Raw genomic sequence first — 18,692 nt, 5'->3', positions numbered from 1 at the left:
TTCAACGGGTGGGCGTAAGTGGGGAGTTCAGCCTCCCTTCGTGTACGTCAGGGACTCTCCGGTGCTGGTGTTCAGGCGTTTGAGGCGGCCGTCCGGGAGGATCGTCAGCTCGGTGGCCTGACCCGGGGTGCAGGACGAAGCAGGCCTGCCGACCGTGACCGTGGACGGACCGATCTCCAACGGGCTCCCGGCGGTGGGCCTTTCGGCCAGCTTCGCCTGGAAGACGCAGTGGTACGTGCCGCTGCCGGGCGGGCCGTCCGCCGTCAGGGAGAGCACCGTGTCGCCCACCTTGCCCTGCTGGACGACCAGTTGGCGGGTGCTGTGCCCACCGGCGTTGTCGATGGCGGCGTTCCAGGTGCCGAGGTAGGCCGAGGGGACGGTGCCGGCGGCCGGTGACTGCGAGCCGGAGCTCGCGCTCTTCGAGGCCGAGGGCGCCGGCGTGGTCGGGTGCTGGGCCGTGGGCGCCCCGGCGGTGTGCGAGGGGCCCGCGGCGCCCTTCGTACCGTGCCCGTCGCCCCGCATCAGCGCGTACACCGAGCCGCCCGCGCCGAGCGCGACGACCAGGGCGACGGCGACCAGCACGGCGGTGGAGCGGCGGTTCCCGCGTCGGGACTGCGGTTCCAGGTCGCCGTAGGGCATCCCGCCGTACGGCACAGACCCGTACGGCGGGACCGGGCCGGGGGCCGGCGTACCGGTCCAGCCTCCGGCGTTCTGCGGGTCGCCGTGCACCGAGGGCTGAGGGTGCTGCTGCGGGTGACCGTAGGCGGGCGGGGCACCCGGCGCGGGCGTGTGGCCGGGACCGGCGGCCTGGACGGGCAGCCGGTCGGGGACGGCGGTCGCACCCGGCGGGGGCGCCGCGTCCGCCGCGGCGGCGTGCTCGGGAGCGACCTCCGGGTCCGGGAGCCGCTTGGTCAGGTCGACGGGGTCCTGCGGGGCACCGGAATCGCCCGTCCTGGGCCCCGGAAGGCCGGCCTTCACCGCGTCCTGCGGATCCTCCGCGTCCAGCAGCCGCACGGCATGGCGGCCGAGCTGGGCAACCAGGGAACCGGGCAGCCAGGGTTCCCGGCTCCGGCCGTCCGAGACCGTGTCCTCCGCGCCGATCCGCTCCAGGATCTGCGCGGGCGTGGGCCGGGCGGCCGGATCCTTGCGCAGACAGTCCCGTACGAGAGCGGCGAGCTCCTCGGGCATGCCGCCCAGTTCGGGTTCCTGCTGCGCGATGCGGAACATCAGGGCGTGCACGCCGCTGTCGACGGTGCCGAAGGGAAAGGCGCCCGTGGTGGCGTAGGTGAGGACGGACCCGAGGCAGAAGACGTCGCACGCGGGTGTGATGCGGTCGCCGCGCACCTGCTCCGGCGACATGAACCCGGGCGATCCGACGAGCGCCCCGGTACGCGTGAGCCAGGCGCCGGTCAGCGTCTCCATGGCGCGGGCGATGCCGAAGTCGATGACCCGCGGCCCGTCGATGGTGACGAGGACGTTGGAGGGCTTGAGGTCGCGGTGGATCAGCCCCGCCGCGTGGATGTCCTGAAGGGCGTGGGCGAGACCGGCGGCCAGCACGCGCACGGAACGCTCCGGTAGGGCGCCGTGGTCCTGCGAGACGACAGTGTGCAGGGTCGGGCCCGCCACATACCCGGTGGCGACCCAGGGGATGTCGGCCTCGGTGTCGGCGTCCAGGACAGGCGCCGTCCAGTGCCCGCCGACCCGCCGGGCGACCTGCACCTCGTGCCGGAAACGCGCCCGGAACTCCTCCTGCTCGGCCAGCTCCCGCCTGACAAGCTTCACCGCGACGGTGCGGCCCCGGTCGGAGCGGGCCAGATACACGTTCCCCATGCCGCCGGCCCCGAGCCGCCTGAGCAGCCGATAGGACCCGGCACTCCCCCGGAGGTCCATTCCGGGAGCCGTCCCCACCGGATCCCCCGCCTTCGGCTTGTCCATCGCCGTGTCACCTACCCCCTGATTACCCCCCTGCGTGCGACAGCCCGAGGATAATGCCGCCGTACGGGGAGTCGGTCCGGGTGGTGTCTACGGTTCCGTAACAGGCCGGGCGGACGGCTTCCGGTCCCCAGAAGGCGTCCCGCACGCGCGGGACCTCGGCGAACACCTGGTGGCGGGCAGTGCGGGGCGTGGCCCGCCCGGATCCGGTACCCGGCGCGCGGGCAGGCCGGCCCCGGGCGGCATCCATACGACAACCTGTCGCGGAAAGTCCCCGACCGCAGACAGGACGCCGATGTCGCGCCCGCACCGCGGACACCTACGCTTCGCCGCATGACCCCTCAGACCGACCCTCAGGCCGGTGCCGCCGTCAAGGCCGCGGACCGTGCGCACGTCTTCCACTCCTGGTCAGCGCAGGATCTCATCGACCCGCTCGCCGTCGCCGGTGCGGAGGGGTCGTACTTCTGGGACTACGACGGCAACCGCTACCTGGACTTCACCAGCGGCCTCGTCTTCACGAACATCGGCTACCAGCACCCGAAGGTCGTCGCCGCGATACAGGAGCAGGCCGCCACTCTGACCACGTTCGCGCCGGCCTTCGCCGTCGAGGCCCGTTCGGAGGCCGCCCGGCTGATCGCCGAACGCACCCCCGGCGACCTCGACAAGATCTTCTTCACCAACGGCGGTGCCGACGCGATCGAGCACGCCGTGCGCATGGCGCGCCTGCACACCGGCCGGCCCAAGGTCCTGTCCGCCTACCGCTCGTACCACGGTGGCACCCAGCAGGCCGTGAACATCACCGGCGACCCGCGCCGCTGGGCCTCCGACAGCGGCTCCGCCGGCGTGGTGCACTTCTGGGCGCCGTTCCTGTACCGCTCGCGCTTCTACGCCGAGACCGAGCAGCAGGAGTGCGAGCGGGCGCTCGAGCACCTGGAGACGACCATCGCCTTCGAGGGCCCGGGGACCATCGCCGCCATCGTCCTGGAGACCATCCCCGGGACGGCCGGGATCATGGTCCCGCCGCGCGGCTACCTCCAAGGCGTCCGCGACCTGTGCGACAAGTACGGCATCGTCTTCGTCCTCGACGAGGTCATGGCCGGGTTCGGGCGCACCGGCGAGTGGTTCGCCGCTGACCTCTTCGAGGTGACCCCGGACCTGATGACCTTCGCGAAGGGCGTGAACTCCGGCTATGTGCCGCTCGGCGGTGTCGCCATCTCCGGCAAGATCGCGGAGACCTTCGGCAAGCGGCCCTATCCGGGCGGTCTGACGTACTCCGGGCACCCGCTGGCCTGTGCCGCGGCGGTGGCCACGATCAACGTGATGGCCGAGGAGGGCGTCGTCGCGAACGCGGCGGTCGTCGGTGCGCAGGTCATCGAACCCGGGCTGCGCGAACTGGCCGAGCGGCACCCGTCGGTGGGCGACGTACGCGGTGTGGGCATGTTCTGGGCCCTGGAACTGGTGCGGAACCGGGAGACCCGGGAGCCGCTCGTGCCGTACAACGCGGCCGGTGAGGCGAACGCGCCGATGGCCGCGTTCGCCGCCGCCGCGAAGGCCAACGGTCTGTGGCCCTTCGTGAACATGAACCGCACGCACGTCGTTCCGCCCTGCACCGTCACGGAGGCGGAGGCCAAGGAAGGCCTCGCGGCCCTGGACGCGGCGCTGGCCGTCGCGGACGAGTACACCGCGTAGCCGGTCCGGCGGGGACCCACCGCGCCGGCCCCGCCACAGGCGCCGCATGCGGCACTCGTGCAACCCCCACCGCGTAAGGTGACGTGCTCGATGAGGAACACGGAACCGTACGCGGATGGGGGATCCAGACCACGATGCCCGGCAATGGCACCGTTACCCGTAGCACCCTGCGGCAGCAGGTCGCGGACGCGCTCCGCGACGAGGTGCTGGCCGGCCGGCTGCAGCCGGGCCAGGAGTTCACGGTGAAGGAGATCGCCGAGCAGTACGGCGTCTCCGCGACCCCCGTCCGCGAGGCGCTGGTCGACCTGTCGGCCCAGGGTCTCCTGGACGCCGTGCAGCACCGCGGTTTCGAGGTGCACGCCTACTCCCTCGACGACTACCGCGAGATGATCGAGGCCCGCAGCCTCGTGACCGACGGAATCTTCCGCCACCTCATCGAGGGCGGTGGGCGCATCGCGGTGGACCTCCCGGGCCTGCCGGCCGCCCTCGGGGCGGTGCGGCGGCGCGGCGAGGAGGCCCAGCGCGCCGCGGCGGCCGGCGAACTGAACATCCTGATCGGCTACGACCTGCGCTTCTGGCGGGAGCTCGGCTCCCTGTACGGCAATTCCTACCTCGCCGACTTCCTGCACCGGCTGCGCGTGCAGACCTGGGTCTGCACGGTCCAGCACCTGCGCAAGGCCACCGATCTCAGGGGCCGGCTCTGGGCCGGGCACACCGAGCTCGTGGACGCGCTGGCGCGCCGCGACCCCGCCACGGCGCAGTCCGTGGTCGCCGCGTACAACGCGCACTCCCTCGCGCTGCTCGAAAGACGGGCCGCCGGATGAGCGCGACGCAGGCCACCGACGTCATACAGGACATGCAGGCCACCTCCATCGACCTGTCCGTCGTCGTCCCCGCCTACAACGAGGAGGAACGCCTCGGACCCACCCTCAACGCGATCGTGGGATATCTGCGCGAGCACGAGGGCCGCTTCGGCGAGTGGGAGGTCGTCGTCGTCGACGACGGGTCCACCGACGGCACACGGGACATCGTCGCCGCGGTCACGGCCCGCGACCGGCGCGTGCAGCTCCTCACCAGCCCTCGCAACCGCGGCAAGGGCCACGCCCTGCGCCTGGGCGTCCTCGCCTCCTACGGCCGCCGGGTCCTGATCACGGACGCCGACCTGGCGGCGCCGATCGAGGAGCTGGAGGCCCTGGAGAAGGCGCTGGCCGACGGGCACTCGGCGGCGATCGGCTCCCGCTCGGCACCGGGGGCGACCATAGAGCGGCACCAGAGCCTTCTGCGCGAACTGCTCGGGCGCGCGGGCAATCTCCTGATACGCGGGATCGCCGTGCCGGGCATACGCGACACCCAGTGCGGCTTCAAACTCTTCGACGGCGACCGCGCCCGTGAGGCGTTCACCGGGTCCCGGCTCAGCGGCTGGGGCATCGACGTGGAGATACTCCAGCACTTCCGGCGCTCGGGCTGGCCGGTCACCGAGGTGCCGGTGCGCTGGGCCCACCAGCCGGGCTCCAAGGTCCGCCCCCTCGACTACCTCCGTGTGCTGGCCGAACTGGCCGGCCTGAAGATCCGCTCCGTGCGCCCCGCGGACCTCCTCGCCGTCGCCGTGTTCCTGCTGATGTCGGTGGGCCTGTACTCGGGCCGCTGGGCCGACCCGGGCCACCGCTACCTCCCGGACTCGCTCCAGGACCAGAACCAGTGGGAGTGGTTCTTCACGGTGACGGCCGACAACGTGGCCCATCTCCGCAACCCCCTCTTCACCACGCTGCAGGGCTTCCCCGACGGCGTGAACCTCATGGCCAACACGGTGATGCTGGGCCTGACCGTCCCCCTGACACCGATCACGCTGCTCCTCGGTCCCGCGGTCACGCTCGCGCTGGTGATGACCCTGGGCCTCGCCGCGACGGCCGCCGCCTGGTACCGGCTCATCGTGAAACGCGTCGTACGGCGCCGGGGTGCCGCCTTCACCGGTGCGGCGCTCGCGGCCTTCGCGCCCCCGATGGTCAGCCACGCCAACGCGCACCCGAACTTCACCGTCCTGTTCATGATCCCGCTGCTCATCGAGCGCGCCCTGCGCCTGTGTTCGGGTACAAGGGTCGTCCGGGACGGGGTCGTCCTCGGGCTGATGGCGGCGTATCAGGTCTTCCTCGGTGAGGAGCCGCTGCTGCTGGCGTCCCTCGGCATGGCGCTGTTCGCCGCGGCGTACGGGGTCGTGCGCCGGGACGTGGCGAAGAAGGCCTGGCAGCCGCTGCTGAAGGGGCTGGCGATCGGCGCGGCGGTGTGCCTGCCCCTGGTGGCGCTCCCCCTGTACTGGCAGTTCTTCGGTCCGCAGAGCTACAAGAGCGTTCTGCACGGCGACAACGCGGGCAACAGTCCGCTCGCCCTGCTCTCCTTCGCCGAGCGCTCGCTGGTCGCGGGCAACGAGGTGACCGCGAACGCCCTGTCGCTGAACCCCACCGAGCAGAACGCCTTCTACGGCTGGCCGCTGGTCGCCCTCGCCTTCGCGATCGTCGTGCGGCTGTGGGACCGCGCCCTCGTCAAGGCGCTCGCGTTCACGGCGGTGGCCGCCGCCTTCCTGTCCCTGGGCCCCCGATTCCGGATCCCGCTCAGCCAGACCACTCTCCCGGGCCCCTGGGCCCTGCTCGCGGACAAGCCCCTGTTCGAGTCGGTCATCGAGGGCCGGGTCGCGATGATCTGCGCGCCGGCACTGGGCATGCTGCTGGCCGTGGCGATCGAGCGGCTGCTGCGCACGCCGAACATCGCGAACCAGTTCGTCGGGCTGACCGCGGTCGCGGCGGCGCTCATCCCGATCCTGCCCGCCCCGTTGAAGACGGTGGAGCGCGCCGAGGTGCCGGCGTTCATCGCGGACGGGACGTGGAAGTCCTACGTCGGCAAGGACGAGACGCTCGTGCCGATCCCGCTGCCGGACTCGGGCAACGCGGAGGCCCTGCACTGGCAGACCGCGACCGGCCTGAAGTTCAGTGTGCCGGGCGGCTACTTCAACGGCCCCTACGGCAGCGACCGCATCGGCATCTACACCGCGCAGCCCCGCTACACGTCCAGCATGCTGCGGGACGTCAGCTTCACCGGAGTGGCCCCCACCATCGGCAAGAACTGGCGGGCGCAGGCGCGCGTCGACTTCGCGTACTGGAAGGCGGGTGCTCTGGTGCTGGCCCCGCAGCCGTACCAGGACCAGCTGCGCCGGGCCGTGAACGCGCTCGTGGGGCGGCCGGGTAAGTGGGTGGGCGGCGTATGGGTATGGGACCTGCACGGCTGAGACACCCCGGCTTCGCGCCCATTACGCTGCCTGCACCACTCCGATAACCCGAGGAGCTTACTGTTGGCCTGTGACCTGTGGCTGGTCCCGCTCGTCGACGTGTTGTGCCACACGCCCGACAATCCGTTCGCGGAAGAACTCGCCCTCTACGACAAGGTGCTGGGCGAGGCAGGACTGCCGCCGGTGCCGGTGTACCAGTACATGCCGGGGCTGACGGGTGAGGTGGCGCCGGTCGCGGGCTTCGACTACGACGCGCTGCACTTCCTGCGCCGCGCCTATCTGCTTCAGGTGTGCGGTCTGGCGGTGACGCCGGTCGACGAGCTGGGCGGCGACTACGAGCAGCTGCTCGAGATGTTCGAGTCGACGGCTCAGCAGTCGCATCTGGTGTGGCACTACGACCACGCGGGCGCGTACGTCCCGGTGGACTTCCCACAGCCGCTGTCGAACGACGAACTCCTCGCGGGCGGCGGTCCGCTGGGGTCCTCCCAGGCCTTGCTGCGGGAGCTGGAGGCGGTGGGGCAGGCGATCGGCATCGACCCGGCGAACCCGCCCGCCGCGCCGGATCCCCCGCTCGCGCCCACGGCGTTGGAGGAGCCGGCGCTCCCGGCTCCGTACGACCCGAGCCCCTTCGCCCGCGAGCGGCACGTGTGGCTCGGCCTGCATTCGGCGGCGACCCGGAGCCTGGCCCAGGGATCGATGATCATCTTCAGCTGAGGCGGCAGGTGGGGGACCGCTAGGCCCGGTCGTCGGGCATCGCGACCTCCACCTCCCGCAGGCGCTCCGGGTCGGCGATCACGTCGATCGCGGTGATCAGGCCGTCGGCGTCGGAGAGGGTGAAGCTCAGCACCAGGCGCACCCGGCCGGCCCGGAGCATCGCCAGGCCGGCCCGGCCGTCGACCAGGACGCGCGTGGTGAACCGGGCCCGGCCCATGGAGGCCATCGCGCCCTTGGCCACCGGGTGGGCGCCGGTGATGCGGAAGGGCTCGGGGGTCGGGACGACCGCCCGGTCGGCCCGGAGCACCACATCCGGATGGAGCAGGGCGAGGAGCGCCTCGAAGTCTCCGCCGCGCGTCGCGGCCAGGTACGCGTCCACGACCCGGCGCCGGCGGGGCGGATCGGCCTCGGGCGCCGCGGTCCCCCGTACCCGGCGGCGCGCCCGGCTCGCCAGCTGGCGGGTCGCGGCCGGGGTCTTGTCGATCATCGGGCCGATCTCGTCGAACGGTACGGCGAACATGTCGTGCAGCACGAACGCGAGCCGCTCGGCGGGCGTCAGCGTGTCGAGGACGACCAGCAGCGCGAGACCGACCGATTCGGCCAGCAGCGCCTCCTCCTCGGGGTCGACCACCGTGTCCGCGACCGGGTTCCCGCCCGCCTCCAGCGGCTCCTCGCGCCGCGTCTCGCGCGAGCGCAGCATGTTCAGGCACACCCGGGCCACCACCGTGGTCAGCCACGCGGCCGGGTTCTGGATGTCCTTCGTGTCGGCGCGATCGACGCGCAGCCACGCGTCCTGGAGGGCGTCGTCGGCCTCGCTGAGCGAGCCGAGCATCCGGTGGGCCACCGCCCGCAGCCTGGGCCGCTGCTCCTCGAACCGCTCGGTCATCAGCTGGCGTTCGGACACCGTGTCACATTCCTTCCGGACGGCGGGTCGTCCCAGTAGATCACCCGCACGGGTGAGAACCGACCGCTTGGGAGGAAGATGATGAACTCGACGACCGCGCCCGTCCTCGTCACCGGCGGCACCGGCACGCTCGGCCGCCACGTCGTACCGCTCTTGCGGGAGGCGGGCCGCGAGGTGCGGGTGCTGAGCAGGCACGCGCACGAGCCCGCGGACGGCGTCACGCACGTGGCCGTCGACCTGCGCACGGGTGAGGGTCTCGACGCGGCGGTGGCGGGCGCCGGGACCGTGCTGCACCTCGCGGGCGGCCCCAAGGGCGACGACGAGGCGACCCGGAATCTGGTGCGGGCCGCACAGGGGGCCGGGGTGCGGCACCTGGTGTACATCTCGGTCATCGGTGCGGACCGGGTCCCGCTGGCCTGGCTGCGCTCCAAGCTGGAGGCCGAGCGGGCCGTCGCCGCGTCGGGCCTGCCGTGGACGACGCTGCGGGCCGCCCAGTTCCACGACCTGGCGCTGCTGATGGCCGAGAAGATGGCGAAGCTGCCGGTCGTCCCGGTCCCGGGCGGCCTGCGGCTGCAGCCGGTCGACGCGCGGGACGTGACCGCCCGGCTCGTGGAGCTGACGCTCGGTGAGCCGGCCGGCCTGGTCCCCGATCTGGCCGGACCGACGGTGTACGGCCTGGCGGACCTGCTCCGCACCTACCTGACCGCGCGCGGCAGGCGCCGCCCGATGCTGCCGGTCCGTATGCCCGGCAAGGCGGGCCGCGCCTACCGGGCCGGGGCCAACCTGACCCTCGAAGGGGCCGAGACGGGCACCCGGACCTGGGAGGACTTCCTGGCGGAGCGGCTGGAGGGCGTCCCGGGGAAAGCGGCCGTCTAGAAGACGGCCGTGCCGTTCTGGGTCAGCTTCCAGTTGGTGACCGCGAAGTCCGCCGGGTTCAGGGTGCCCTTCGACGTGACGTAGTCGATCATCAGCTGGCGGATCTCGTTGGTGGAGCTGTACGCGATGTCCGCGGCGGCGATGTGCGGGTAGCCGCTGCCGCCGTTGGCGCGGTAGTTGTTCACGGCGACGACGAAGACCTGGTCGTCGGCGACCGCGGCGCCCTTGTAGGTGAGGTTCTTGATCCGCGAGCCCTCGGGCTGGGCGATGTCGATCTCGTAGTCGACGCCGGCGGCGGTGTCGTACATGTAGTCCCAGAAGTTGTTGGCGTTGGTGAGGGTCGCGGTGTCGACCTTCGTGCCGGACGGGACCTGGTGGTAGTACTTCGCCGCGTACTCCAGGTAGTCCTTGAGCTGGGCGCCGGTGAGCTTCTTGCCGTACAGGGTGTTGTCGTAGATGTAGAGCCCGGCGATGTCCTTGATCGTCACGTTCCCGGCCGGGATGTCGGCGGTGCGGCTGAAGGGCGCGGCGACCGAGATGAGCGGGAGGGCGGCGTCGGCGGTGGAGAGGCCGGTGGCGACCGCCGCCATCTGGACCTGGTGGATGAAGTCCATGATGGGGACGTCCTGCCAGCAGGACTCGGCCGCCGAGAGGTCCTGGGTGCAGGTGCCGACGGGCGTGTTGACGTACTTCACGACGAGGTCGTGGTCGGCCTTGAGGAGCCGGGTGATCTCCGGGTCCTCCTCGACGCCGTTGGGGTTGAGGGTCTGGGCCTTCTTGCTCGTGACCTTCCACTGGCCGTGGTGCAGTTCGACCTCGAAGTCGAAGACGGTCAGCCGCATGCCCCAGCAGTACGGCTCGGACAGCAGGACGTCCTCGCCGGTCTCGTCGTTCTTGACGGTGTAGGAGGGGACCTCGACGTGGGTGTGGCCGACGAGGATGGCGTCGATGCCGGGGACCTGCTCGGCGACGAGGTTGGAGGCGTTCTCGACGTACGGGAGTTCACTGCCGTACGAGGACGAGCCGTCGAGGCCGGAGTGGTCGGTCAGGAAGACGATGTCGCAGCCGAGGGCGCGCAGCCGCGGCACGTACTTCTTCGCCTGCTCCACCAGCCCGGGGAAGACCATCTTGCCGCTGACGTTGTCCTTGTCCCACAGCGCGATACCGGGGTTGGTGAGTCCGAGGATGCCGACCTTGATGTCGGGCGCGCCCGGCACACAGATGCGCTTCACCGTGTACGGCTGGAAGGCGGGACGGAGGGTCCTGGCGTCGAGGGCGTTGGCGCCGAGCAGCGGGAAGCGGCACTGGCTCTCGAACTTGCGCAGCACGTCGATGCCGTAGTTGAACTCGTGGTTGCCGAGCGCGGCGGCGTCGTAGCGCATGTGGTTCATAGCGACGGCCATGGGGTGCTTGGGGGCGTCCTTGCCCGTGATCGGGTCGACGCGGGCGTAGTAGTACGCGAGCGAGGTCCCCTGGATGATGTCGCCCGCGTCGACCAGCAGGACGCGCTCTTCGCCCTTCGCCTCCCGCTGCTGCTTGATGAGTGTGGCGACGCGCGCGACACCGACGGAGTTGCCCGCCTTGTCGCTGTAGGCCGCGTCCAGGTAGTAGTCCCAGTCGAAGACGTGGCTGTGCAGGTCGGTGGTGCCCAGGATGGAGAACGACCAGGTGCAGGGCGCGTGTTCGGGCGTGCGGCCGGCCGCCTCGGCGGGCGCGACGGCGACGCTTCCCGCCGCGGCCACGGCCGCTCCGGTGACGGCCGACTTCTGCATGAACTCCCGGCGGTTCATGGGACTGACGGGCATTCGAGGCTCCTGGAGCTGAGGTGACGGAGGTCAACTGCGCTTGCTGAGCGGGCAGTACGGGGACTACACGCGTAGAAGGTTGCGTCACTCCAGTTGTGTACGGAACCCCCAATAGTTCATGTACAGGTCAAGGATGGCCCATGAAACGACCACGCCCCCGGGTCGGCCGGAGCCTCACCGGGGGCGTGTAGAGAGGGGGAAACCGCGGACTACAGGAACGAGTTGATCTCGATCGTCTCGTCGCGGCCCGGGCCGACGCCGATCGCCGAGATCGGCGCACCCGACATCTCCTCCAGGGCCTTGACGTAGTTCTGGGCGTTCTTGGGGAGATCGCTGAAGGTCTTCGCCTTCGTGATGTCCTCCTGCCAGCCCGGCAGGTACTCGTAGATCGGCTTCGCGTGGTGGAAGTCGGTCTGGGAGTAGGGGAGTTCCTCGACCCGCTTGCCGTCGATCTCGTAGGCGACGCAGACCGGGATCTGCTCCCAGCCGTCCAGCACGTCGAGCTTGGTGAGGAAGAAGTCCGTCAGCCCGTTGACCCGGGTCGCGTAACGGGCGATCACCGCGTCGAACCAGCCACAGCGGCGGTCACGTCCGGTGGTCACGCCCCGCTCGCCGCCGATGCGGCGCAGCGCCTCGCCGTCCTCGTCGAACAGCTCGGTCGGGAAGGGACCGGAGCCGACGCGGGTCGTGTACGCCTTCAGGATGCCGATGACGCGGCTGATCTTCGTGGGACCGACACCGGAGCCGGTGCAGGCGCCGCCCGCGGTCGGGTTCGACGAGGTGACGAAGGGGTACGTCCCGTGGTCGATGTCGAGGAGCGTGCCCTGGCCGCCCTCGAAGAGGACGACCTTGTCGTCGTCGAGCGCCTGGTTGAGGATCAGGACGGTGTCGGCGACATACGGCTCGATCTTCTCGGCGTAGCCCAGCAGTTCCTCGACCACCTGGTCGACGACGATCGCGCGCCGGTTGTACAGCTTGGTGAGGATCTGGTTCTTGACGTCGAGGGCCGCCTCGACCTTCTGGGTCAGGATCGACTCGTCGTACAGGTCCTGGACCCGGATGCCGACGCGGTTGATCTTGTCGGAATAGGTCGGGCCGATGCCGCGGCCGGTGGTGCCGATCTTGCGCTTGCCGAGGAAGCGCTCCGTCACCTTGTCCATGGTGACGTTGTACGGCGTGATGATGTGCGCGTTCCCGCTGATCATCAGCTTCGACGTGTCGACGCCGCGCTCGTTCAGACCGCTCAGCTCGGAGAGCAGGACCGAGGGGTCGACGACGACTCCGTTGCCGATGACGGGCGTGCATCCGGGCGAGAGGATTCCGGAAGGGAGGAGGTGGAGGGCATACTTCTGGTCACCCACGACCACCGTGTGACCGGCGTTGTTGCCGCCCTGGTAGCGCACCACATAGTCCACGGAGCCACCGAGCAGGTCGGTGGCCTTTCCCTTGCCCTCGTCACCCCACTGAGCACCGAGCAGCACAAGTGCTGGCACGCGCGTACACCCCTTCCGGGCGGGGCATGTCCAGGGTCGGGGGCGTACGCGGAGGCTCCACCACCGCGTGCACCGCGGCCGTCATTGGCCGCAAACCGTCGGACCGGATGCCCCGGAATAGACGAAGCCCCTGGCGCAATAGCGCAAGGGGCTCTTGCACAAAGATGCTACCCGAGGAAGCGAGGCAGGACCGAGGTGGCGACTTCCGACCAGCTCCTCGTGGTGATCGACCCGGTTGCCCGTCACAGTGACGGTGAGTCGGTACTGATTGCGAAAGACGTGCTCAGCGCGGGTGCGGCGACCAAGGTGTGCCTCCCGGAGAACCCGGAGGAATTCGCCCGGGCACTGGACCGCCGGGGGGCGCGACGCCCCGTGGTCGTGGGCGACGACCGGGCCCTGCTCCGTGCGGTGACCCTGCTGCACCGCAGACGTGAGCTGCAGACGACGGCGCTGTCGCTGGTGCCGGTGGGCGCCGCGCAGTCCCTGGCGCGCTCGCTGGGGGTGCCCGAGGGGGCGGTGGCGGCGGCCAGAGCCGTACTGGACGGGGTGGAGCGGCGGCTGGATCTGCTGGTGGACGACAGTGACGGTGTGGTCCTCGGCGATCTGCGGATCCCGTCGGTACCGGCCGTGCCGGCCCAGCGGGACGGTACGGCGGCCGACGAGCGGATCTCTTCGGGACGGCCCTGGCTGCGGGTGGGGCGGTCCCTGGTGCGGACGCTGGCGGTGCGCCCGCCCCGGCTCACGACGCCGCCCCCGCCCGGACCCGCCCGGCTGCGGGTGGAGGTGGACGGGGTGCTGCTGGTGGACCTGGACGAGCCCGTTCAAGGGGTGTCGGTGACGCCGGGTTCGTCCGGTACCGCGGTCGTGGAGGTGCGGCCGGTGTCGGTGGGGGCGGAGGCGTCGCCGCTGGAGGCGCGCGGACGGGCCGTGACCGTGAGCGGAGCGGACTTCCGGTACCGGGCGGACGCGGTGGTGGCCGGGCCGGTGCGCAGCCGGACGTGGACGGTGTGGGCGGGGGCCTGGGGGCTCACGGTGCCGGCTTCGTCGTGACTCGTGACTCGGGGGCCCGGAAGCCTGTGGTGCCACCGGCTTCCGCACGGGATGCTCAGCCCTGGCGGAACGTCCTGTCCCGATGCACGCGCCAGCGCTCCATCATGGCCACGACCTCACCCTCGACGAACTCGAAGAAGGCGAGGGTCTCCTCGAGCCTGCGGCCCGCCGGAGTGTCGGCGCCCAGGCTGGTGACCCCTTCCCGCAGGGCTTCCTCCCACCGCTTGATGAGTGCCTCGCGATTGGTGAGCGCCTCGTACCACTGGTCGCTGTGCACCCGGTAGCGCTCCCGGCGCGACCCCGGCTCCCGCTCCCGTGACACCAGGTGCACCTGCGCCAGATAGCGCACCGCCCCGGACACCGCGGCCGGGCTGATCTGCAACTGCTCGCCCAGTTGGGCGGAGGTGAGGGTGCCGGTGTCGGAGGCGAGCAGCGCACCGAAGACCCGGGCCGGCATGCGCGGCACGCCCGCCTCGACCAGCTGTGCGGCGAAGTGCTCCACGAACCGCGAGACCGACTCCGGATCCCGCTCTGCGGCCTGCGGCTCCGTCATCCCTGGATCATCTCCCCTGGTCAGACACCTCGTCGAGTCTACCCACGTTTTCTACGCTTCCTTAACTTCACAATTTTCTGAAAACAGCGTACCTTCCGAATCATGACGAAGGCCAACCCCGCCATCGAGGTTTCCGGACTGCACAAGTCGTTCGGCAGGACGCATGCGCTGGACGGACTCGACCTGCACGTCGAGGCCGGTGAGGTCCACGGGTTCCTGGGCCCGAACGGCGCCGGCAAGTCCACCACCATCCGGGTCCTGCTGGGCCTGCTGCGCGCCGACTCGGGCACCACGCAGGTACTCGGCCGCGATCCGTGGTCGGACGCGGTGGAACTCCACCGCCGGGTCGCGTACGTCCCCGGCGACGTCACCCTGTGGCGCAACCTGTCCGGAGGCGAGGTCATCGACCTGTACGGCCGGCTGCGCGGTGGCCTCGACCGGGCGCGCCGGGCGGAGCTGATCGAGCGGTTCGAACTCGATCCGACCAAGAAGGGGCGGACGTACTCCAAGGGCAACCGGCAGAAGGTCGCCCTCGTCGCCGCCTTCGCCTCGGACGTCGACCTGCTGATCCTCGACGAGCCGACGTCCGGACTCGACCCGCTGATGGAGGAGGTCTTCCAGCGCTGCGTCGAGGAGGAGCGGAAGCGCGGCCGGACGATCCTGCTGTCCTCGCACATCCTGAGCGAGGTCGAGGAGCTCTGCGACCGGGTCAGCATCATCCGCAAGGGCCGGACGGTCGAGAGCGGCTCGCTCGCCGAACTGCGCCATCTGACCCGGACGAGCGTCACCGCCGAACTCGCCGGGGCGCCCAACGGACTGGCCGGCCTGCCCGGCGTGCACGACCTCGACACACAGGGCCGGCGGGTCAGGCTCCAGGTCGACACCGACAAGCTGAACGCGGTGCTCAGGTCGCTGAGCGAGTCGGGAGTGCGGTCGCTGACGTCGACGCCGCCCACGCTGGAGGAGCTGTTCCTGCGGCACTACCAGGAAGAGGGGACCCGATGACCGCCGCGGCACCGGCCTTGACCGTGCGGACCGGGGGGTCCCGTCAACTCGCCGGCACCGGGACGCTGTTGCGGTTCGCACTGCGCCGGGACCGGCTGATGATCCCCCTCTGGATCGCGGTCAACGCCCTGATGGTGCTGTCCATGCCGGGCACGCTCAAGGGCCTGTACGGCACGGCGGCCCAACGCGCGGACCTGGCCGACCAGATGGCCACCAACACCTCACTGCGCGCGATGGTCGGCCCGGTCTTCGGCGAGTCGCTCGGCGCGCTCACCGCCTGGCGCATCGGCGTCTACGCCGGACTGCTGGCTGCCGTGATGAGCCTGCTCGTCGTCGTACGGCACACCCGCGACGAGGAGGAGAGCGGCAGGCAGGAGCTGATCTCCTCGGCGATGGTGGGGCGGCGCGCCCCGCTGACGGCGGCGCTGCTCGCTGCCGCGGTCGCGAACGCCGTACTGGCGCTGGTGATCACGGTCGGTCTGGCCGGGCAGGGCGCCACGGGGTCACTGGCGCTGGGCCTGGGCATCGGCGGGGTCGGGATGGTCTTCGCCACGATGGCGGCGATCGTCGCGCAGCTGACCGAGAGCGCACGGCTGGCGCGCGGGCTCACGGGCGCGGTGCTGGGCGCCGCCTTCGTGCTGCGCGCGGCGGGCGACGCCGGGGCGAACGACGGCTCGTCCGTGCTGACCTGGCTATCCCCGCTCGGCTGGCTGGAGAACGAGCGCCCGTACGCCGGTGAACGCTGGTGGGTGCTGCTGCTGTTCGCTGCGGCGGCGCTCGTCCAGGGCGCGGTGGCGTACGCGCTTGCCGGACGGCGTGACATCGGCATGAGCTTCCTGCCCACCCGGCCCGGACCCGCCACCGGCCGTCTGGGCTCGGCGGGCGCGCTGGCCTGGCGGCTGCAGCGCGGCGGTGTGCTCGGCTGGAGTCTCGGCTTCTTCCTCGCCGGAGTCGTCTACGGCGGCATGACGGACGGCGCGACGAAGCTCGTCAGCGACAACGACAAGGCCCGGGAGATCTTCGAGCGGATGGGCGGGCAGTCCGGGCTGACGGACACGTTCCTCTCCGCGATGGTCGGCGTCATGGGCCTGGTCGCCGCCCTGTACATCGTCTCGTCGGTCCTGCGTCTGGGCGGCGAGGAGTCCTCGGGGCGGGCGGAACCGGTGCTGGCGAACGCGGTGGGACGGCTGCGCTGGGCCGCCGGACATCTGGTGATCGCCTTCAGCGGAGCCGCGCTGATCATGCTGCTGGCGGGCCTCGGCTTCGCGGCGGGCTACGGCAAGGAGATCGGCCCGATCCTGGGTGCCTGTCTGGTGCAGCTCCCGGCGGTGTGGGTGATCGGCGGCCTGGCGGTCCTGCTGTACGGGGTACTGCCGCAGGGTGCGATGGCGGCATGGGGCGTGGCGGGCGCGGCACTGCTCATCGGCTGGGTGGGACCGGCGCTGAACCTTCCGCAGGTGGTGCTGGACCTGTCGCCCTTCGGGCATCTGCCGAAGCTGCCCGGCGGAGAGATGGACTGGCCGCCGGTGCTCATCCTGACGGGGCTCGCGGTGGTGCTGGTGGCCGGGGGGCTGGTGGGGTTGCGGAGGCGGGACGTGAGCAGCTGAGGGTGCCTCAGCCGGCTTAACCTTCAGCTCCTCGGTATCGATGTCGATGCCTACGGGATCGGGGAGCGTGACCCTGTCATCGAACGTCACGCTATGGATGCCCCGGTACCCGATCTCCGGGTCGGGATCGCTGCACACGACGACCGAGCGGTTGTCCCGGTCGATCAGCAAGCAGACCGGGATCCCCGCCTCGGCATAGCGGTGATCAGCCGATCTCCACGCTCAGCCCTTCCAGCCCCCGGATCACGAAGTTCGGCTTGCGCTCCGGCTCCGCCGCAGGCCGCACCGTCGGCGCCTTCTCCAGCAGAGCCGTCATCGACGCCGCCAGTTCGATGCGGGCAAGCGGGGCGCCGATGCAGTAGTGGATGCCCGCGCTGAAGGAGATGTGCGGGTTGTCCTCGCGGGTCAGGTCCAGCTTCTCGGGGGCGGTGAAGACCGCCGGGTCGTGGTTGGCCGAGCCGAACAGCATGGCGATCTCCGCGCCCCGGGGGACGGTGGTGCCGTCGATCTCGATCTCGTCCAGCACCCAGCGCTCGAACAACTGGAGCGGGGTGTCGTAGCGCATCAGCTCCTCGACGGCGGACGGGACGAGCGAGTGGTCGGCGCGGAGAGCGGCCAGCTGATCCGGGTTGCGGAACAGCGCCCACCAGCCGTTGACCGTCGCGTTCACCGTCGCCTCGTGCCCCGCGTTCAGCAGCAGCACGCAGGTCGAGATCATCTCCTGCTCGGTGAGCCGGTCACCCTCGTCGTACGCCGCGATCAGACCCGAGATCAGGTCCTCGCCGGGCTCCTTGCGACGCGTCGCGATCAGCTCCCGGAGGTAGTCCGAGAACTCGACCGACGCCCGTACCGCCTTCCGCGCCGTCTCCTCCGAAGGACCCAGCTCGTACATCCCGCAGATGTCCGCCGACCAGGGCCGCAGCTGCCCGCGGTCCGCCTCCGGGATACCCAGCATCTCGGCGATCACCGCGACCGGCAGCGGCTCGGCGACGTCCCTCAGCAGGTCGCCCCCGCCCGCCTCCACCAGCCGGGACACCAGTTCGCCGGCCAGCCCGTGCACATACGGCTTGAGCCGCTCCACCGTGCGCGGTGTGAACGCCTTCGACACCAGCCGCCGGATACGGGTGTGGTCCGGCGGCTCCAGGTCGAGCATGCCGTGGTCGTTGAGCGTGTGGAACGGCTCGTGCTCGGGCGGCGGCGCCGTCCGGCCGAAGTCCTCATGGGTGAACCGGTGCTGGTACGTCCGGCCCAGACGCCGGTCGCGCAGCAGCGCCGACACATCCGCGTGGTGCGGGACCAGCCACTGGTCGGTGGGCTCGTAGTAGTGCACCCGCCCCCGGGCGCGCAGCTCGGCATAGGCGGGGTAGGGGTCGGCGATGAACGCCGGGTCCCAGGGGTCGAACGCGAGGTCGGATCGGGCTGCCATGTCCGGACGCTAGCCCGGTCTGCCCCCCTCTGACCAGAGGCGTTCCACCGGCCGTGGCACCGGCGCGGGGTCAGCCAGGAGTTGGGAGCTGTTCGGTTTCGGATGTGCAGGAGTGTGCGTGCGTGTGCACGAGCATGTACTTGTTCGTGGTGGTGCAGCGCGCACGACCGCTTGGCGGGCACTGTCAGTGCCGGCCGATACCGTTCTTCCTGTTGCTGACCACGTGTTGGGGAGGGGGCAGATCGATGCGTGGTGAGTCGTTGCGCACGATCGCTGCCCCCTTCGTGGCCGTCGGCCCGTCCGGCGTGGCGATCCGCACCCGCCTCAAGGACCTCACGCCGGACGACGAGCAGGTGTTACG

General features: G+C 71.0%; 14 protein-coding genes. 8 read left to right on the top strand and 6 right to left on the bottom strand.

Annotated features, from left to right (window positions below; genetic code table 11):
* Positions 1-27: 27 nt before the first annotated feature.
* A complete protein-coding gene (locus tag ACWDA7_RS29860) occupies positions 28-1,935 on the bottom strand; it encodes a serine/threonine-protein kinase (RefSeq protein WP_450607966.1) in 1,908 nt (635 codons plus the stop codon).
* A 330-nt stretch (positions 1,936-2,265) separates the two neighbouring features.
* Here ACWDA7_RS29860 and ACWDA7_RS29855 point away from each other — a divergent pair, with 330 nt between their 5' ends.
* The 4 genes from ACWDA7_RS29855 to ACWDA7_RS29840 all read left to right on the top strand — a co-directional run bounded on the left by ACWDA7_RS29855 (position 2,266) and on the right by ACWDA7_RS29840 (position 7,612).
* Positions 2,266-3,621: an aminotransferase class III-fold pyridoxal phosphate-dependent enzyme gene (locus ACWDA7_RS29855; protein ID WP_450607964.1), complete on the top strand. Its 1,356-nt coding sequence runs from the start codon at positions 2,266-2,268 to the stop codon at positions 3,619-3,621.
* A gap of 134 nt (positions 3,622-3,755) precedes the next feature.
* On the top strand, positions 3,756-4,445 hold the full coding sequence (locus ACWDA7_RS29850) for a GntR family transcriptional regulator (protein ID WP_450607997.1): 690 nt from the start codon (positions 3,756-3,758) through the stop codon (positions 4,443-4,445).
* Positions 4,442-6,898, top strand: coding sequence for a dolichyl-phosphate beta-glucosyltransferase (locus tag ACWDA7_RS29845; protein WP_450607962.1), 2,457 nt, complete (start codon positions 4,442-4,444; stop codon positions 6,896-6,898). The genes ACWDA7_RS29850 and ACWDA7_RS29845 overlap by 4 nt, the downstream gene beginning before the upstream one ends.
* Positions 6,899-6,961: 63 nt before the next feature.
* Positions 6,962-7,612: a hypothetical protein gene (locus tag ACWDA7_RS29840; protein WP_360996185.1), complete on the top strand. Its 651-nt coding sequence runs from the start codon at positions 6,962-6,964 to the stop codon at positions 7,610-7,612.
* 19 nt (positions 7,613-7,631) lie between these two features.
* On the opposite strand, the gene ACWDA7_RS29835 is transcribed toward ACWDA7_RS29840, so the two are convergent.
* The gene (locus ACWDA7_RS29835) at positions 7,632-8,498 is read right to left on the bottom strand and encodes a sigma-70 family RNA polymerase sigma factor (RefSeq protein ID WP_450607995.1); all 867 of its coding nucleotides are present in this window, start codon (positions 8,496-8,498) and stop codon (positions 7,632-7,634) included.
* A gap of 96 nt (positions 8,499-8,594) precedes the next feature.
* Here ACWDA7_RS29835 and ACWDA7_RS29830 point away from each other — a divergent pair, with 96 nt between their 5' ends.
* The gene (locus ACWDA7_RS29830) at positions 8,595-9,392 is read left to right on the top strand and encodes an SDR family oxidoreductase (RefSeq protein ID WP_450607959.1); all 798 of its coding nucleotides are present in this window, start codon (positions 8,595-8,597) and stop codon (positions 9,390-9,392) included.
* Here ACWDA7_RS29830 and ACWDA7_RS29825 read toward each other — a convergent pair.
* Both ACWDA7_RS29825 and ACWDA7_RS29820 read right to left on the bottom strand, forming a co-directional pair.
* Positions 9,389-11,197 carry a bifunctional metallophosphatase/5'-nucleotidase gene (locus ACWDA7_RS29825; RefSeq protein WP_450607957.1) on the bottom strand — a complete coding sequence of 603 codons (1,809 nt, stop codon included), beginning with the start codon at positions 11,195-11,197 and terminating at the stop codon, positions 9,389-9,391. The two genes, ACWDA7_RS29830 and ACWDA7_RS29825, sit on opposite strands and share 4 nt — an antisense overlap.
* 209 nt (positions 11,198-11,406) lie before the next feature.
* Positions 11,407-12,690: an adenylosuccinate synthase gene (locus ACWDA7_RS29820; RefSeq protein ID WP_450607955.1), complete on the bottom strand. Its 1,284-nt coding sequence runs from the start codon at positions 12,688-12,690 to the stop codon at positions 11,407-11,409.
* A gap of 195 nt (positions 12,691-12,885) precedes the next feature.
* Between ACWDA7_RS29820 and ACWDA7_RS29815 the strand changes: the two genes are divergently transcribed.
* Positions 12,886-13,740: a diacylglycerol kinase family protein gene (locus ACWDA7_RS29815; RefSeq protein WP_450607953.1), complete on the top strand. Its 855-nt coding sequence runs from the start codon at positions 12,886-12,888 to the stop codon at positions 13,738-13,740.
* 55 nt (positions 13,741-13,795) lie between these two features.
* Here ACWDA7_RS29815 and ACWDA7_RS29810 read toward each other — a convergent pair whose 3' ends face one another.
* Entirely contained in the window at positions 13,796-14,293 is a 498-nt protein-coding gene (locus ACWDA7_RS29810) for a GbsR/MarR family transcriptional regulator (protein ID WP_450607951.1), read from the bottom strand.
* 102 nt (positions 14,294-14,395) lie between these two features.
* On the opposite strand from ACWDA7_RS29810, the gene ACWDA7_RS29805 reads away from it, so the two are divergent.
* Positions 14,396-15,298, top strand: a complete 903-nt coding sequence (locus tag ACWDA7_RS29805; protein ID WP_450607949.1) for an ABC transporter ATP-binding protein — start codon at positions 14,396-14,398, stop codon at positions 15,296-15,298.
* Positions 15,295-16,905, top strand: coding sequence for an ABC transporter permease (locus ACWDA7_RS29800; RefSeq protein ID WP_450607947.1), 1,611 nt, complete (start codon positions 15,295-15,297; stop codon positions 16,903-16,905). Before ACWDA7_RS29805 ends, ACWDA7_RS29800 begins: the two co-directional genes overlap by 4 nt.
* A gap of 205 nt (positions 16,906-17,110) precedes the next feature.
* Here ACWDA7_RS29800 and ACWDA7_RS29795 read toward each other — a convergent pair whose 3' ends face one another.
* Positions 17,111-18,331 carry a cytochrome P450 gene (locus ACWDA7_RS29795; RefSeq protein ID WP_450607945.1) on the bottom strand — a complete coding sequence of 407 codons (1,221 nt, stop codon included), beginning with the start codon at positions 18,329-18,331 and terminating at the stop codon, positions 17,111-17,113.
* Positions 18,332-18,692: the final 361 nt, after the last annotated feature.

It is taken from the genome of Streptomyces sp. NPDC001156 (assembly GCF_053598275.1).
The sequence above is the reverse complement of the archived record's forward strand: the minus strand, read 5'-3'. Positions and strand labels throughout refer to the sequence as shown.

Bases quoted from the DNA above. Each gene is read 5' to 3' on its own strand.
- ACWDA7_RS29860 (WP_450607966.1), bottom strand. From the start codon at position 1,935: ATGGACAAGCCGAAGGCGGGGGATCCGGTGGGGACGGCTCCCGGAATG.
- ACWDA7_RS29855 (WP_450607964.1), top strand. From the start codon at position 2,266: ATGACCCCTCAGACCGACCCTCAGGCCGGTGCCGCCGTCAAGGCCGCG.
- ACWDA7_RS29850 (WP_450607997.1), top strand. From the start codon at position 3,756: ATGCCCGGCAATGGCACCGTTACCCGTAGCACCCTGCGGCAGCAGGTC.
- ACWDA7_RS29845 (WP_450607962.1), top strand. From the start codon at position 4,442: ATGAGCGCGACGCAGGCCACCGACGTCATACAGGACATGCAGGCCACC.
- ACWDA7_RS29835 (WP_450607995.1), bottom strand. From the start codon at position 8,498: ATGACCGAGCGGTTCGAGGAGCAGCGGCCCAGGCTGCGGGCGGTGGCC.
- ACWDA7_RS29830 (WP_450607959.1), top strand. From the start codon at position 8,595: ATGATGAACTCGACGACCGCGCCCGTCCTCGTCACCGGCGGCACCGGC.
- ACWDA7_RS29825 (WP_450607957.1), bottom strand. From the start codon at position 11,197: ATGCCCGTCAGTCCCATGAACCGCCGGGAGTTCATGCAGAAGTCGGCC.
- ACWDA7_RS29810 (WP_450607951.1), bottom strand. From the start codon at position 14,293: ATGACGGAGCCGCAGGCCGCAGAGCGGGATCCGGAGTCGGTCTCGCGG.
- ACWDA7_RS29805 (WP_450607949.1), top strand. From the start codon at position 14,396: ATGACGAAGGCCAACCCCGCCATCGAGGTTTCCGGACTGCACAAGTCG.
- ACWDA7_RS29800 (WP_450607947.1), top strand. From the start codon at position 15,295: ATGACCGCCGCGGCACCGGCCTTGACCGTGCGGACCGGGGGGTCCCGT.
- ACWDA7_RS29795 (WP_450607945.1), bottom strand. From the start codon at position 18,331: ATGGCAGCCCGATCCGACCTCGCGTTCGACCCCTGGGACCCGGCGTTC.